At 33.6% G+C, this 16,525-nt stretch carries 15 protein-coding genes; 8 read left to right on the top strand and 7 right to left on the bottom strand.

Going from position 1 to position 16,525, the window contains the following annotated elements; all coding sequences use genetic code 11:
* Positions 1-34: 34 nt before the first annotated feature.
* From JM172_RS11605 to JM172_RS11595, 3 genes are all read right to left on the bottom strand, one after another.
* Positions 35-1,420 (bottom strand): ABC transporter substrate-binding protein, encoded by a 1,386-nt coding sequence (locus JM172_RS11605; RefSeq protein WP_214482468.1) that lies wholly within the window; start codon positions 1,418-1,420, stop codon positions 35-37.
* Between the two features lie 252 nt (positions 1,421-1,672).
* Complete coding sequence (locus JM172_RS11600; RefSeq protein ID WP_214482467.1) at positions 1,673-2,884, bottom strand: family 16 glycosylhydrolase; 1,212 nt, start codon at positions 2,882-2,884, stop codon at positions 1,673-1,675.
* 101 nt (positions 2,885-2,985) lie between these two features.
* Entirely contained in the window at positions 2,986-4,011 is a 1,026-nt protein-coding gene (locus tag JM172_RS11595; protein ID WP_214482466.1) for a LacI family DNA-binding transcriptional regulator, read from the bottom strand.
* 696 nt (positions 4,012-4,707) lie between these two features.
* On the opposite strand from JM172_RS11595, the gene JM172_RS11590 reads away from it, so the two are divergent.
* The 5 genes from JM172_RS11590 (at position 4,708) to JM172_RS11570 (ending at position 9,258) form a co-directional block, all read left to right on the top strand.
* Entirely contained in the window at positions 4,708-5,133 is a 426-nt protein-coding gene (locus JM172_RS11590) for a DoxX family protein (protein WP_214482465.1), read from the top strand.
* Between the two features lie 358 nt (positions 5,134-5,491).
* Positions 5,492-6,466 (top strand): sphingomyelin phosphodiesterase, encoded by a 975-nt coding sequence (gene sph, locus JM172_RS11585; protein ID WP_214482464.1) that lies wholly within the window; start codon positions 5,492-5,494, stop codon positions 6,464-6,466.
* 89 nt (positions 6,467-6,555) lie between these two features.
* The gene (locus JM172_RS11580) at positions 6,556-7,200 is read left to right on the top strand and encodes a DsbA family oxidoreductase (protein ID WP_214482463.1); all 645 of its coding nucleotides are present in this window, start codon (positions 6,556-6,558) and stop codon (positions 7,198-7,200) included.
* 628 nt (positions 7,201-7,828) lie between these two features.
* Entirely contained in the window at positions 7,829-8,305 is a 477-nt protein-coding gene (locus JM172_RS11575) for a dihydrofolate reductase (protein WP_214482462.1), read from the top strand.
* Positions 8,306-8,454: 149 nt separating this feature from the next.
* A complete protein-coding gene (locus JM172_RS11570; protein ID WP_214482461.1) occupies positions 8,455-9,258 on the top strand; it encodes an alpha/beta fold hydrolase in 804 nt (267 codons plus the stop codon).
* A gap of 580 nt (positions 9,259-9,838) precedes the next feature.
* Here the strand turns inward: JM172_RS11570 and JM172_RS11565 are convergent.
* Positions 9,839-10,168, bottom strand: coding sequence for an SCP2 sterol-binding domain-containing protein (locus tag JM172_RS11565; protein ID WP_214482460.1), 330 nt, complete (start codon positions 10,166-10,168; stop codon positions 9,839-9,841).
* Positions 10,169-10,401: 233 nt separating this feature from the next.
* Between JM172_RS11565 and JM172_RS11560 the strand changes: the two genes are divergently transcribed.
* A complete protein-coding gene (locus tag JM172_RS11560; protein ID WP_214482459.1) occupies positions 10,402-10,893 on the top strand; it encodes a GNAT family N-acetyltransferase in 492 nt (163 codons plus the stop codon).
* A gap of 106 nt (positions 10,894-10,999) precedes the next feature.
* Here JM172_RS11560 and JM172_RS11555 read toward each other — a convergent pair whose 3' ends face one another.
* Complete coding sequence (locus JM172_RS11555; protein WP_214482458.1) at positions 11,000-12,139, bottom strand: coiled-coil domain-containing protein; 1,140 nt, start codon at positions 12,137-12,139, stop codon at positions 11,000-11,002.
* 199 nt (positions 12,140-12,338) lie between these two features.
* On the opposite strand from JM172_RS11555, the gene JM172_RS11550 reads away from it, so the two are divergent.
* Complete coding sequence (locus tag JM172_RS11550; protein ID WP_214482457.1) at positions 12,339-13,127, top strand: GNAT family N-acetyltransferase; 789 nt, start codon at positions 12,339-12,341, stop codon at positions 13,125-13,127.
* Between the two features lie 138 nt (positions 13,128-13,265).
* Entirely contained in the window at positions 13,266-13,643 is a 378-nt protein-coding gene (locus JM172_RS11545; protein WP_214482456.1) for a hypothetical protein, read from the top strand.
* Here JM172_RS11545 and mgrA read toward each other — a convergent pair.
* Both mgrA and JM172_RS11535 read right to left on the bottom strand, forming a co-directional pair.
* On the bottom strand, positions 13,640-14,638 hold the full coding sequence (gene mgrA, locus JM172_RS11540) for an L-glyceraldehyde 3-phosphate reductase (protein WP_214482455.1): 999 nt from the start codon (positions 14,636-14,638) through the stop codon (positions 13,640-13,642). The genes JM172_RS11545 and mgrA overlap by 4 nt on opposite strands.
* A 335-nt stretch (positions 14,639-14,973) precedes the next feature.
* Entirely contained in the window at positions 14,974-16,230 is a 1,257-nt protein-coding gene (locus JM172_RS11535; protein WP_214482454.1) for a GNAT family N-acetyltransferase, read from the bottom strand.
* Positions 16,231-16,525: the final 295 nt, after the last annotated feature.

The following is a 16,525-nucleotide window of genomic DNA, read 5'->3' as shown; positions in this document are numbered from 1 at the left end:
CCCTTAATTAGCAGTAATATTTTAATAGAAGGGCTTAGTTGCCTTCAGCGTCTTCCCATTCTTGTTGTTGAATTTCCGCTAATTCTTGAGCTGTTTCGATCGGTCCACCTGGTGCAATATATTCAGCATGAACACCTGCATTCGCAATGTGCTCACCAGCGTTTGGTCTATTGATGAATAATTGCTCATAACCAAGCTTGAACTCTTGTAAATATGGAGAGATCTCATTTACGAATTCACTGTCAGCTACTACATTTGGTTGAACTGGCAGCATTCCTGATGCATTAACAAAATCTGTGTAATTTTCTGGTTGAGAGAAGAACTCTAACCATTTAATTGCATACTCTTTATTTGGTGCATTTTCTGCTACTAAATATGTCATATCATACTTACCAGCTAAGCTTTTATTATCCTCAGCATTGTCACTACCAGGGATTGGGAAGTATCCAAAATTCAAATCAGGAAAGTCTTTTGTTAATTCTGGTGCTTTCCATGCACCATCACCCATCATCGCAACTGAACCAGATGTAAATAATGAAGGTAATGTTGCATAATCAATTCCCATAAATCCATTGATTGCGTATCCCATCATTTGTTGAGCTTTTGTTAATACTTCTAGAGGTTTTTCATCAGTAAATTTGCTTTCACCAGTCCATAAGCCTTTAATAAACTCTAATTGATCACCTAAAATTGAAGCTTGTAAGCCTTGAACAGTGATTGCTAATGGCCACGTATCTTTACCTGCAAAAGCAAGTGGAGTAACTTCATTATCTTGTAATGTGTCTAACACGTTTATGAACTCATCCCAAGTTGTCGGAACTTCTAAACCGTGATCTGCAAAAATGTCTTTGTTATAGTATAAGCCTGAAAATGCAGTTGTACCAACTGGTACACCGTACACTTTACCGTCAAACATTCCACCATTTTCGATGTCAGAAGGGTTATAGTTATCTAAGAAAGATTCACCAGTTAAATCAGCGATTTGTCCTGCTTCAATCCATTGTTGCCAGTTTGGCTTTTCAGCTCCTGGCGACCACTCTTGTGGCGATAAGATAAAACCAGATAAGTTAGGGAATAGATCAACATCTTCAGCAGCTAATCTAGATTGCATTAATTGCTTATACACGTCGTCTGATGCAGTGACTGTGTATTCAACCTCTACCTCAGGGTATTCCTCCATGAATGCTTCGTTAAGTTCTGTAATATAATCATTTACCGCTTTATTTGTCCAACCTAACATTTTTAGTGTAACTTTATCTTTTTGCTCTTCTTGGTTGCTATCATTAGAAGCTGTTTCATTACTTGTACCTTCACTAGAGCCATTTGAAGCGCCATCATTACCAGAACAAGCAGCAACACTAAAAATAAGTGCAATAGCTAATGTAAACATTGCAAATTTCGAAAACACTTTCTTACTCATGTTTCTCCCCCTCAAATATAATTTGTGTATAAAATACTATGTTTTCTGCTTTCATCACTGAAAGCGGTTTCGTTACAATTTCATTATTACTCAAAAATGCCTACTTGTAAAGTCATTTTTTTAAAAAAATTATAGTAAAATTACCTACTATCTAAAAAAGAACTCTATTTATATATTAAAATAAAGAAAAAAGTCGAAAACGGTTTAGAAATCTCAAATAGTACATTTGTAGGCTCTACAGTTTAATTAAACTCAGTAACCACTTTGTAAACTTTCATCAACTTGTCTATACTCTCCATCCAATTGATATACTCGTACGTAATCAATTAGGAATTGTTGAGGAAACAAAGTTGTTTCATCTGGACTACCTGGCCAATTCCCACCAACAGCTAAATTAAGCTGTATATAAAAATCACGATTAAATGGTGCCGGATAGTTAAATTTTTCATTTGCATCTGACTGTTTAGAAAACCACTTTTGTTGTTTTAAGTATAAAATGCCATCAACATACCAACGTATTTCACCTGGTTCCCATACAATGGAGAAAACATGGAAATCTTCTGAAAATTTCTCCTCATTTGGCAATGTAAAAAAGCCTCCTGTATGCGTCCAAGGTACACCGTAATGGATTGTTCCGTGCACAGTTCCTGGTTTATGGCCCAACAGCTCCATAATATCAATTTCTCCGGATGAAGGCCATTTCCCATACATTTCATAATCGGTTGGCATCATCCAAATGGCAGGCCAAATCCCTTGTCCTTCTGGCAATTTAGCACGAATTTCAAATTTGCCATATGTCCAGTCACCTTTACCTTCGGTTGTTAATTTGGCCGATGTATACTCCCTTTGTTCATAGTTTTCCATATGTGCTTCAATAATTAAGTTACCCTTCCCATCCAAACGTGCATTTTTTTGTCTTGAAGTATAAAACTGAAGTTCGTTATTACCAAAGCCATTTCCAGCTTCAATATAGTTCCATTTACTGATATCTATGTCTTCGCCATCAAACTCATCACCCCATACTAAATCCCACTTTTCAGGAGTGATTTGGTGCTTATTTAGCTGAACTAATGCGGCTTTCACAACTTGATTCCTGTTATTTGCTTCATATACAGCTATGTATTTATTAATGCTGTCATCCACACCTGAAATATCGTCACCCGATTGATATGGATTGATGGACATTTTCCCGGCAGGAACGAACTCACCTTCACTTCGTTCTAAAACTTTGTCCTGTGAAATGATTACAACTAAATGGTTACCTTTCTCAGCATTAGCAATCACTTTCGTTGAGCCATGTGTAGAGCCAGCTTCAACAGCTATCTCTAAGTTATTTATATTCATGCCTTTAGCATATCCATTATCCAAGATCATTAACTCCCCTCCACCGCTCAATAAATCTTTTATATAAACGAAACTTATAATGATAAACATAATAATTGCAATGAATGATATTTTTTTCATAAAAGTCCTTCTCTCGTTCATATAGCTTTTTTAAGTGGCTAGATAGAGCTTATATTACTGTGAATTCACATGAAACTGACCAAGGAAAAGCAGAACATCAATTAATGTTCTGCCAAATGAGAGCCACAAGATTTTCGAATGACAAGTTCTGGTTCGACCATTAAGTTAGTTGATTGGACATGATCTTCTATTAAATCTACTAGCATATAGGCGGCTAATTTACCTATTTTACTCTTGTCTTGCTTAATAGATGTTAATGGAGGTTCAGTGTATTTACATGCATCGATATCATCGCACCCAACAATCGCAATATCTTCTGGCACACGCAATCCTCTTTCTTTAACAGCTCTTAGTGCTCCAAATGCCATCAAATCAGAGGCCGCAAATATTGCTCTAGGTAATGTTTTCGCTTGTAATATCTTCAGCATACATTGGTAGCCACTTTCCTCAAAATAATCTCCGTAGGTAACCCAGTCTTCATTTTCAACTAACCCAAAGTCAGCCATTTTTTTCTTAAATCCTTCCAAACGATAAGCTGTGACAGGTGAATTTTTCATTCCACCTATGAAACCTATATCTCTGTACCCCGATAAATAAAAGTGCTCTACTACCTTTTTTCCTACTTTCACATTGTTGCTCATAATATAAGAAGAACGTTTGCCATCTAATTGCAAATCAACACCAATACACGGTATCTCACTTTTAACTAAATCAAATATGGAGGATTGGATTTCTTCTCCACTAATCACAATGCAACCATCTACTTGGTAGTGACGACATCTTTCTAGATAGTTTTCGTTACCGCCATTAAATTTTTCATTAGAAAAAAATAGCAAATCATATCCTAATGATCCAATAGACTTTTTAAAGGAGTTCATGACCTCAATAAAGAATGGATGATTAAAATCAGCATTAACGTTACCTGCATAAATGACTCCGATAATGTTAGACGTTTGCATAGCAAGAGATCTAGCCGAATAAGATGGACGATATCCCGTCTGTTCCATAATATCGAGCACTTTTTGTCGTGTCTCTTCACCTACATCCTTATAATTATTAATAATTTTCGATACTGTTGCCGGTGAGACACCCGCCATTTTTGCAATATCTTTAATAGTTACTTTCATAGCCAGTTCCCTTTTCTAATAAGATTGTCAGTAGTACTGACATAAATAAAATCTTGAAGAAAACGTAAAAATGTTAATAAAAAGTCTAGTCTAATAAAGAAGGCTCTTTTCGTAAAATTTATTGCTATAGTTCCCAAAATGGGAAGTAAAAAGATGTCGTTTTACTCATCAGTCATCGTTTTATAGAAGAGAGATGCCACGAAATCTAGTTGTATATGTGTTTATTTTTTAGTACGAAAACAACAGTCTATACGAGAACAGTCAATAATAAAAAGCATATTTGATATTAGACCAGGTTTAACATTTATTTATTTTTTCAGTTACCCTTCACCTCCGAATAGTTTCGTAAATTATATAATATTCATAATAAAATTAAGCGTTTCCATAGTTTAAGGTTAACAGTTTTTTTTATTTTGTAAAGGCTTTTTCGTTACTAATTTAGGCTTTTCACACTATTATTCATCCTAACTTTACGAAACAAAATTCACGAATTTTTTTCGCTTACTTTTTGTTACTTTGTTGCTATTCCAAAACTTGAATAATAATCTATTATCGTTTTTTCAGTAGCTTTATTCTATTTGATGAAAATGACTTTTAAGCATGTCCAACTGTCATAATCAATTATCAGCAAAATATAATGTAGCGTAGACTTATCTCTTCTTATTAGACTATAAAATTTAGGAATGGAGGATTACCGTGACAAACAAACATGAGTTAGGTGCAATCATTTTACGGATCGTTTTAGGTGTTACTTTTTTTATTCATGGACTCGACAAGTTTCAAACAGGAATTGATCAGGTTTCAACTTGGTTTGACGGTATGGGTATCGCTGGTTTCTTTGCTTATGTTGTAGCTTTAGTCGAAGTAATCGGAGGTGCTGCACTCATATTAGGCTTAGGAACAAGAATTACAGGCAGTCTCCTATGCATTATTATGATTGTAGCAATATTTAAAGTAAAACTCGATGTTGGTTTTACGGGTAATGGTACTATGGCTGGCTATGAATTAGATCTTGCATTACTAGCTATGGCATTATATTTAGCGATTAATGGAAGTAAGCAATGGTCACTAGATGGTTGGTTTAGTTCATTAAAAGAGTCAAAAGTAAATAAACCATCGTAGTAAATATTATTTGAACTCAAAGTTTATTTTCAAAAATTATAGACGGATAACAGTTATGTTATGCCGTCTCTTTATTTTTGGCTATTTCCCTACTATCTGTTAGCCACATATATAATAGTACAAATTTCATAAACCTGTCATCTAACTATTCCAATGAGTTTATATATACAAGAGGCTATTTATTAAACTTTGTTGTTATCGTTCCTAAACCAGAAGATAAAGAAGTCCTTTTCTCAACAGTCATCGATTTATAAAAGAATTTACACGGCGAAACTTAGTTGTGTTCGTGTTTATTTAATATACGCAAAACAACTATCTATTTAATAACAGCATAATTAAAAGACTGGAGGTTTGACAATTGAAAAAGTATATCACTCTTTTATTTTGCGCTTTTTTAGTTGGAATAACGATCAATTTTCATCAATCATTCGCTTCAAGTCATTATCCAAACGATTTTAAATTGTTACAACATAATGTTTTTCTTATGCCTACTTATGCTTCCAGCTGGGGGCAAAAAGATCGAGCGACTTTTATTAGTGAGGCAGACTACATAAAAGGTCAGGATGCAATCATATTTAATGAGCTATATGATAATAACTCTTCGAAAATATTACTTAATAACATAGCGGAAGAGTACCCGTTTCAAACGCCTGTTTTAGGAAGAAGTAAAGATGGCTGGGATGAAACGCTAGGTCATTACTCAAATATAGTTCCAGAAGATGGGGGTGTTGCAATTATTTCTAAATGGCCAATTCTTGAGCAAATTCAATATGTATTTGAAGAGGGCTGTGGTGTAGATTATTTCGCTAACAAAGGATTTGTTTATGTAAAGGTTGAAAAGGAAGATGATTATTATCATATTATAGGTACTCATGCCCAAGCTGATGATACCGGCTGTGGCACTGATGAGGCAAATAGAATTCGAAAAACACAATTCCAAGAAATAGCAGAATTTATAACAGACAAGGACGTTCCCTTAGATGAGGTACTGTTTATTGGCGGTGATTTTAATGTAAACAGGTATAATGTTGATGAGTATCAGTCTTTGATTGATACTTTAAATGTCAACGAACCTACACAATTTACTGGACATAGCTCAACATTTGATCCGGAAACAAATGAAATTGTTACCTATAAATTTCCTGATGGAGATCCAAGGTATTTAGATTATATATTCTTAGAAAAAAATCATAAACAACCTGATTTTTGGACAAATGAAGTGCTTAATGTTAAATCACCAACATGGACAGCAATTATAAATAAGTACAATGAATTTTCTGATCACTACCCCGTATATGGATATTCTAATATTGAAGAAAACTCTCAACAATAGCTAACATGTATATCGTTAGCATATTTAAAGCCTTCATTGTATACTTACTAAGACATTATATGTAAAAAATTATAAATGAAGGTGAAAAAATGACTGTAAAGATGAAAGTATATTCAGATTTTGTTTGTCCGTTTTGTTTCTTAGCAAAGAAACCACTTCTAGAAGCAACGAGTGGAAAAGATGTTGAAATCGAATGGATGCCATATGAACTCCGTCCAGGAAATAGCGAACCACTTAGACCAGAAAGCAATTATATTCAAACAGGATGGCAACATTCAGTAAAGCCTCTTTCTGAGCGTATTGGTGTAGAAATGGTCTTACCCGAAATGTCTCCACACCCTCGAACTCATTTAACACATGAAGGGTTGCAGTTTGCAAAAGAGAGAGGTAAAGGAAATGAGTATGCTGACGCAGTCTTCCGTGCTTTTTGGCAACTTGAACAAGATATAAGTGATGTTGAGATATTAACTTCAATTGCTGAAAATGTTGGTCTTGATGCAAATGAATTCAAAGAATCACTCGTTTCAAGAAAATATGAGCAAGTTCATCAAAAGCAACTTCAACACGCTTATACAGAAGCGAATATTCGTGCAGTACCAACAATCCAAATAGGAAATCAACAGCTATCAGGTGTGCAATCATCAGACTCAATTGAACGTGCTATTAATAAACAATTAGAAACTGCTAAAACTCCTTCAACTGGGATGAATTGTAGTATAGATGGATGTGAATAGACAGTCATCTACAGTAGCTTATATAGAGCCGTACCCAATAATATCTACTTAAGATATTATTGAGTACGGCTGTTTTTACGTTGAACAGCGTTTAGCTACAAAAAAATTAACGCATGTACATGTAGTGTCTTTTCTGTTGGTTAGCACTAACGTTAAATCAAATATGCACCATAAATGAAAGGTTAGGATCAATATTAGGTTATCATCCTTCTGCTGCCCAATGTTATGTTGATAAAAATAACTCCGGTTTCTATATAATTGCTTATTATGGATTGGTGATTTCTACATTACTAGAAATGGTTGCTGGAAATATCGTTTGGTTAAATAACAGATACGAATTAATTGAAGATAAACAGGAAGATTTTTAGAAAATGAAGATGATAGTGAGTGGTTGGAAAACAAAATAATGATTTCGATGTGCTTTTAGATTTGAATGATTTGTAATTCCAACCCGCTTCAGTTAACAAACTAAGCTAAAGTTTCTCTTTTCTCTAAAGGAAGATCTAGGTAGAAGCTGAATAATTTTGTAATTTTTTTCAATTCGTCAAATAGTCTATCCTTTGCTAGAATAATAGTAATTTGACAAGTAGCCGATTGGATTCTTGGAATTTAGAAAGGGTGTTCATAAGTGAGTTTTTCATTTATTGTCGCTGTAAGTAAAAACGGAGTAATTGGTGTAGATAACAAACTCCCTTGGAATCTATCAAATGACTTAAAATATTTTAAGAGCAAAACTACAGGCAAAAACGTGATTATGGGTAGGAAAACATTTGATTCGATTGGGAAACCTCTTCCAAACAGGGAGAACTATATTTTAACAAGAGAAAGAAATTATCAACAAGAAGGATGTCATGTCTATCATTCTATTGATGAGATCATAAAGTATTTACCCGTTGATAAAGAAAATATGGTTATCGGCGGTGGTGAAGTATATAAATTATTTAGCCCTTATGTTGATAAAATTTATTTAACTAAAGTGGATGTAATTATAGAAGGCGATACATTTTTTGAAGTCCCTAAAGGGTTCATAGTTATCGAAGAAGAAAAACATTATGATGAAAACCAGGGAATCCATTATTCCTTTCTAACAATGGAAAAAGTATAAGGATTGCTTTGTTAAATCATAATGACTCGAATACTTAAATTTCGTAAGAAAGTGGAGGAACCACAAAACAAACAGTACATTGGGGTGTACTGTAGCTTGTGGTTTTTTATTTCCATTAAACTGTATTTTGTGAAAGGTGTTGTTGGATAATGCTTTATTCTAAGAGATTTAAATTAAGCGATGTTCATGATTGGGTGGTTTTTATTCATGGTGCGGGAGGAAGTTCAACAGTATGGTATAAACAATTAAAAGCATTTAAAGAGCACTTTAATGTACTACTGATAGATTTAAGGGGACACGGAAAGTCAAAAGATAGAGGGATTTTGAAGAGAAATTACTCTTTTTCCGATGTAAGTTTAGATATTATTGAGGTATTAAATGACTTAAACATTAAAAATGCACATTTTGTGGGAATATCATTAGGAACGATATTAATTAGAAATATTGCAGAAATTGAGCCCAATAGAGTTAAAACTATGATTTTGGGTGGTGCTGTTATACGGTTAAACACCCGCGTAAAAACCTTAATGTTCTTGGGGAATGTAGGGAAAAAAGTTGTTCCGTATATGTGGTTATATAAATTATTTGCTTGGTGTTTAATGCCTAAAAAAAGACATAAGGAATCTCGGTTGCTTTTTGTTAATCAAGCAAAGAAGCTATGTCAAAAAGAATTTGTCAAGTGGTTTAAGTTAACGAAGGATGTCGTTCCATTGTTGGTGCAGTTTGAAGAAAATGAGTTGGATATTCCTACCTTGTATGTCATGGGGCAAGAAGATTATATGTTCTTACTTCCAGTTGAGGAAGTAGTGAAGAAGAGCAATCATGCGCAGCTTGAAATTATCGAGGATAGTGGTCATGTTGTGAACGTTGATCAACCAGATAAATTTAATGTAATGTCAATTAGATTCTTGAATACTCTAAAAGGTGATAATAGATATGTCGCAAGTAGATAAATAAAATATGAAGTTAATAAAGATTAGATTAGAAGCACGGGTTATAAAGCGATAGGACAACCGGGAGCAACAGAAACAAGATGGGTATTTAACTAAATCATTAATAACCTTACTCTTAGATATGAGTAAGGTTATTTACTATACATAAATTATCCTAAATAATCATATAGTACATTTCCTTTTGACACATGCTTTGAAAATTGTTAAAGAACAAATTTGTATTCTCCTATAATCAGTAATCGCACAATCATCATGTCGCATAAACTGAACATAAGAATTAAAGAAAACAGAATTAGATTTCTAACATTGTAGATAAAACTTTTACTTGAAGGGTGATATCGAGCTTCTCTGTTTAAATAATAATAGTCATTTTTAATTTTTTTATTCTTTTCCAAGTAGATTTGGAAATAAATACCTTATTTAAGCAAATTAAGTAAAATGCACGTAATTTACTGATAATCTTACTTTATAGTAAAACATCTGATTTATATAATCAGTTACAACTTGTGGGAACAGGTAACTCAATATAAAAAAAGAGTAACACCTCATCACAAAGTAAATGAAGGCGTTACTCTTGGTATTATTGATATTTTTGTAGAATAGACTGTAGTTTTAACGCAAGAGATAAATCTCCCTTGATTTTTAGTTGTCCCATCATGAAAGCTGATGTTGCATTCAATTTACCGTGTATCAGCTTTACTAGATTTTCACCAGATAACTGAATTGTACAAGATGGATCTTCAGCTTCACCTTCATTGTATGCTAGCTCTCCATTTGAAAATGCTACTTGATATGCCCCTTCATCTTCCCCAGATACTTGAAATTGATAAACATAATCAAGTCCTTCAATGTGTTCAGGATTTTCATTAATTTTGTCAGAAAGATTTTTCAACTCTTCTTTTACAGCCATATATTCCACCCCTTTATTAAAATACCAATATAAATACTGGTAATTTTATTGTAAATGAATACTCATTCATTTACAATAAAATTTGATTATTTCGAATTATTTTCCTAATAAAATTTTATTGTTTAATTTTGTACACTCATTATCATCTTGAAAAAATCCTGTAATCATCATAATATAGCAATATATCACGTACTATATACACACTCTTGTAATTTTATAATAAGGAGTAGACGATGGTTATTATTAGAGATGCACACCAAGACGATCTTTTGAGTATATTAAACATTTATAATCAAGCAATTGTAAATACAACTGCAACTTTTGATTTAACAGAGGAGACGCTCGAACAAAGACAACAATGGTTTTCTAAATATGGAAGTGATTATCCTCTAATTGTAGCTACGATTGAAAATAAGGTTGTAGGTTATTGTTGCCTATCAGCATTTAGAGAAAAAGCAGCTTACGCTAAAACTGTTGAATTATCAGTATATGTAGATGAAAATACGCGAGGACATGGAGTGGCCACAAAGTTAGTAAATGAAATTTTACTAAGAGCTAAACAAGTAGGTTTTCATGTTATCATTTCTGGTATCACAAAAGGAAATGATAGTAGCATTAAACTTCATGAAAAATTCGGTTTTGAATTTATTGGCTCCTTTAAAGAAGTTGGTTATAAGTTTGACAGCTGGCAAGATGTATTATTTTATCAATTAATAATGGACTGAACTCCTCACGCTATTAGACTTTGGCTCATTAGAGTGGATGTCTGTTAAGTTAATTTGAGCAACATTAAAAACCGCCATTAAAACACAATGGCGGTTTCTTCATCACTTAATTTCCAGAGCTTTGACGTGCTTCCTTCAGTAATTCTTTGATTTCCTCAACTGTTTTACCTTCTGTATCAATTCCTAATTCTTCTGCTCGTTGAATTAGTCTTTGCTGGCGTTGATCTTTTAGTAACTCTTGAATTTCTTCTAGTGATTTTCCTTCTACGTCAATTCCTAGCTGCTCAGCTTTTTCTAATAACTTTGCCTCTTTTTCTTCATCACTAAGCTCATTCCATCTTTCTTGAAACTTTTCTTTGTTCATTCTTTTCCCTTTATGGGATGGAGCTTGTTCCTTCATTAATTCTATTACTTCATTCACAGTTTTGCCTTCTGTATCAATACCTAATTCTTCTGCTCGTTCGAACAGCTTTTGCTCACGTTGTTCCTTCAACAAGTCTTGGATTTCTTCTAATGATTTGCCTTCTACGTCAATTCCTAGCTGCTCTGCTCGCTCTGTTAGCTTTGTCATTTTTTCTTCATCACTAAGCTCATTCCATTTTTCTTGGAACTTTTCTTTGTTCATTCTTTTCCCTTTATGGGATGGAGTTTGTTCCTTCATTAATTCTATTACTTCATCCACAGTTTTGCCTTCTGTATCAATTCCTAATTCTTCTGCTCGTTCGAACAGCTTTTGCTCACGTTGTTCCTTCAACAAGTCTTGGATTTCTTCTAATGTTTTGCCTTCTACGTCAATTCCTAGCTGCTCTGCTCGCTCTGTTAGCTTTGCCATTTTTTCTTCATCACTAAGCTCATTCCATTTTTCTTGGAACTTTTCTTTATTTATTCTTTTTCCTTTATGGTGTGGAGCTTGTTCCTTCACTAACTCTATGACTTCATCCACAGTTTTGCCTTCTGTATCAATTCCTAATTCTTCTGCTCGTTCGAACAGCTTTTGCTCACGTTGTCCCTTCAACAAGTCTTGGATTTCTTCTAATGTTTTGCCTTCTACGTCAATCCCTAGCTGCTCTGCTCGCTCTGTTAGCTTTGCCATTTTTTCTTCATCACTAAGCTCATTCCATTTTTCTTGAAAATGATCTTTATTAAAGTATTTTACGTTACTATCATATTTTGCAAAAGCACTAGTAGCACTCACTCCTCCCAATGTTATTGCTCCAGCTAAGGCTAACAAACCAATTTTCTTCATTATTAACTCTCCTCCTTCAATTGTTGGACAATTTATTTGTCACATGTTTACTATAAGCTGTCTTTGTGTCAATCATATGTCAAGGCAAATTAAACATCATTTTCTTATGGTGGTCATTGTTTTGCCATAAAAACCGTGCTAGTATATTCATAATTATTATTCGTTAATTACCAAATTTTTATTATTGAGGAGAAGAACAATGATTCGTAAATTGAAGTCTAATGACCACAAACAAGTATTTTCTTTCCTAGAAGAGGAAGCTTCATTTAACTTATTTCTTATTGGTGATATTGAAGCATTCGGATACGAACAAGACTTCCAAGATATTTGGGGAGAATTCGATGAAAACAATCAGCTAATCGCTGTTTTACTTCGTTATTACCAATACTATATTCCTTATGCCAAACATGAGTTTGATGTAGAAGGTTTTGTTCAAATTATTAAGAAACATGATAATGTACAATCTCTTTCCGGTAAGTCTGAAATCGCATGTCAGTTTGAAAATATTGAGGGCTTAAAGCTAGGAAAAAAACAAAACATGTTCTTTTGTGAATGTGTAACAGATGATCAATTAGGAGAACTACATTTTCAATCAGAAATATCTCTAGCAACAATTGAAGATGTCGATGGGATTATTGCATTAAGAAGTGATATTGAGGAATTTGTAACACCATCAAATGCAAAAGAAATGTTTATAAAAACAATGAAATCTGGTACAGGTCGCACATATGTTATGAAAAAGAATGGACAAATTATTGCCTCTGCATCAACTACGGCAGAAAATTCGATATCAGCAATGATCGTTGGTGTTTGTACTCATCAAGACTATAGAAATAGAGGCTATGCCACTGAAGTGATGAAAATGTTATGTAAAGACTTATTAAAAGAAGGAAAAACACTTTGTCTTTTTTACGATAACCCAGGCGCAGGACGGATTTATAAAAAGCTTGGCTTTGTTGACATTGGAAAATGGGTAATGTACAGATAATCCATTAGGTATTTTTCCAAAACATACATGAAAGGGTTCTAACCCACAAATTGATGGGTAGAACCCTTTTTTTAGTGCTCTTCTGTCCAAAATTCAGGTTTTACTGTCTGAATCTCATGTTTTACTATCTAAACTACTTTGTTTACTATCCAAAATACTTCATTTACTATCCAAACTGCTTCATTTACTATCCAAACTACTTTGTTTACTATCCAAACTACTTTGTTTACTATCCAAACTGCTTCATTTACTATCCAAACTGCTTCATTTACTATCCAAACTGCTTCATTTACTATCCAAACTGCTTTGTTTACTATCCAAGATACTTCATTTACTATCCAAACTACTTCATTTACTATCCAAACTGCATCGTTTACTATCCAAACTACTTCATTTACTATCCAAACTGCTTCATTTACTATCCAAACTGCTTCATTTACTATCCAAACTACTTTGTTTACTATCCAAGATACTTCATTTACTATCCAAACTACTTCGTTTACTATCCAAACTTAACTATTTTGTTGTAAAATAGCTTCAATTTCAGTTAATTCTTCTTCACTAAATGAAAGATGGTTAAGAGCTTTAACATTATCTTCGATTTGGTCTACCCGACTGGCACCAATCAGTGCGGAAGTCACTCGCTCATCACGTAAAGCCCAAGAAATTGCAAGTTGCGCTAAACTTTGCCCACGATTTTGGGCAATATTATTAAGTTGGATCACCATATTAACTCTTTTATCATTAATATCTTGTTCATTTAAAAATACACTTTCACTAGCAGCACGAGAATCACTAGGAATACCTTGCAAATACCTGTCAGTTAAGACACCCTGTGCCAATGGTTGGAAGATGATCGTTCCAATGCCAGCTCTTTCATTAACATCTAACAACCCATGTTCAACCCAACGATTCAACATTGAATATGCTGGTTGATGAAGAACAATTGGTGTTTTTAAGTCCTTCAGTACCTCAAGTGCTTGAGATGTTTGGAGGGCATCATAATTGGATAACCCTACATACAATGCTTTTCCTTGTCGAACAATTGAATCAAGAGCCATAATCGTCTCTTCAATAGAAGTTTCAGGATCTGGACGATGTGAATAAAAGACATCTACGTAGTCTACCCCTAGTCTTTTTAAGCTTTGATCCAGGCTAGCAATTAAATATTTTCTTGATCCAAAATCACCATAAGGGCCTGGCCACATACCGTAACCTGCCTTAGTTGAAATAATTAATTCATCTCTATAATCCTTTAATTCCGTCTGCAAAATTTTACCTAGTGTTTCTTCAGCACTCCCTGCTGGGGGACCGTAGTTGTTAGCAAGATCAAAGTGAGTAATTCCTAAATCAAATGCTCGTGTAACCATCGCTTTAGCATTATCATAATCATCAACTCCACCAAAATTATGCCATAACCCTAGCGAAACAGCAGGTAACTTCAAACCGGTCTTGCCACACCTGCGATAAATCATCGTATCGTATCTGTTTTCATTTGCTATATAATTCATCTTATCCTGCTACACAAAACAAGCCTTTCGATTCATGGGTAAGTGCTAAGACAAATGCCATTGATATTAAATGAATGAGTAGCTCATTTAGTTCGTGACACTTAATTCACATGAAATATTGAATGCTTTTATTGTTATAGCAGTCTTTCACCTGCCCTTTTAGTATCATATTTTAAATCTACTTTCAGTGTCATTATTGAAGTTTATGTATAACGAAAACGCTTTCGAATACATTATACGTTCTTTTTTTCACATACGTCAATGAAAGTATTTCCCTACAAAAAACAGGCTGACCTCATACTGGCTAGCCTGTAACAATATATAATGAATATTAGCTAAAATTTTGTTGTACACATTGGTTTTTGATCTGTAGCAAAAATTCTATTAACCGTTTCTACATAAGTTGAATCAGATATGCTCACTAATCCATAGATAAGTAGTTGCTTAAAAGGAATAGAACCAACAAGCATTGATGTAAATTCTGAAACATGTAATGATATTTCTACGTCATACTCGCTTTCTTCCATCACTTTTACTTTGCCGTCTTCAAAATATAAGATAACACTACCTTCATTTTCTTTAAGGAAGTCGTCATTAATCGTTATCTTCAATTTACAATTCGCATTATTAAAATTATGGCTACTTAACTGTTGGAATATAGCCTTCGTATTAATTACTCTATACATTATGCCTACACCTTGGACATTGCTTTCATGATACACATGGGGCATGATATGATTCGTACCGTTCCGAACGTCTTTTAGTAAGTAATGGAAATATTCATCTTGAGTATGAACAATGACTTCATTGACTTGATCCATTTGGCTATTTAGAAAGGTTAAGAGCTCTTGAAGCACTTCTGTGTTTTCATATATAATTTCTTCAATAATTAAATTATTTAGTAGAAAGTTGTTCTTATTTACTTTGTTAAATGTAAAAACAAGATAACCTCTAATTGACCCTTCTTCTTTATACCCAATAATGCTATTTCCTTCTTTTTTAAATATACTAGCTGCGTCATTGTAATTTTTCTGTATCATGCCGTGAGTCATTTTCGCGACTCTATTATAGCAGTCTAGTAACTCGGTAGTTTCCGAGGCATCAACAAATTGGAGATGCTTCTTCGACCTTCCTTTATGAAAGCTATGGGGTTGAATTCGATATTGATTCGTTTTTGTACCATATCCAAAACCCATTTTTTTATAAAAATCTGGACGAAACGGATATAGAACTGCAAGTGGAAAGCCTTTTTCTCTAAAGTGCTGTAATGAAAAGGATATTAAATCCTTACCTATTTTTTCTTTTTTATGTAATAGATCAACTGCAACTGAGCCAATTCCACCTGCGTTTATTTGAGACGTAAATAGCGTCAGCTTGTAATCATATAATCTCATGCCACCTACAACTTTTTGATCTTTAAATGCACCATAAAATACTTTTGAAGATTCAATACTCTGCAACTCTATAAATTTTTCTTCTAATTGCTTTATTTTGTTTACAGAAGAATCATAAAACCCCGGATACGCATTTACTGAAATTTTTGCAAAATCTCTAAAATCGACATCTATCATCTTTTTAATTTCAATCACCATACTTCCACCCCTTACAATATATTATTGGTACATGTGATCTTCTGAAAATGCTCCTTTTTCACCTGCTTCCTTAATGACTTCTTATCGAACAATTTGTTGCTATTTCTTACAAACAGATGACAAGATGAGGGTTATATATTTCTGTGATTTTTTTTGAAGAAAAGGTACTACCTTCGCTAGTTGGTCTTCATTTATTTTGTCGTAGAAAACTACAATCAATATGATAATGAACAAATGACAAAATATACCTCGTAAGCTACGAGTTTAGCTCATAGTACGAAAAGTAACAGTTAAT

This window comes from Bacillus sp. SM2101 (assembly GCF_018588585.1).
Lineage (GTDB): Bacteria > Bacillota > Bacilli > Bacillales > SM2101 > Nanhaiella > Nanhaiella sioensis.
The sequence above is the reverse complement of the archived record's forward strand: the minus strand, read 5'-3'. Positions and strand labels throughout refer to the sequence as shown.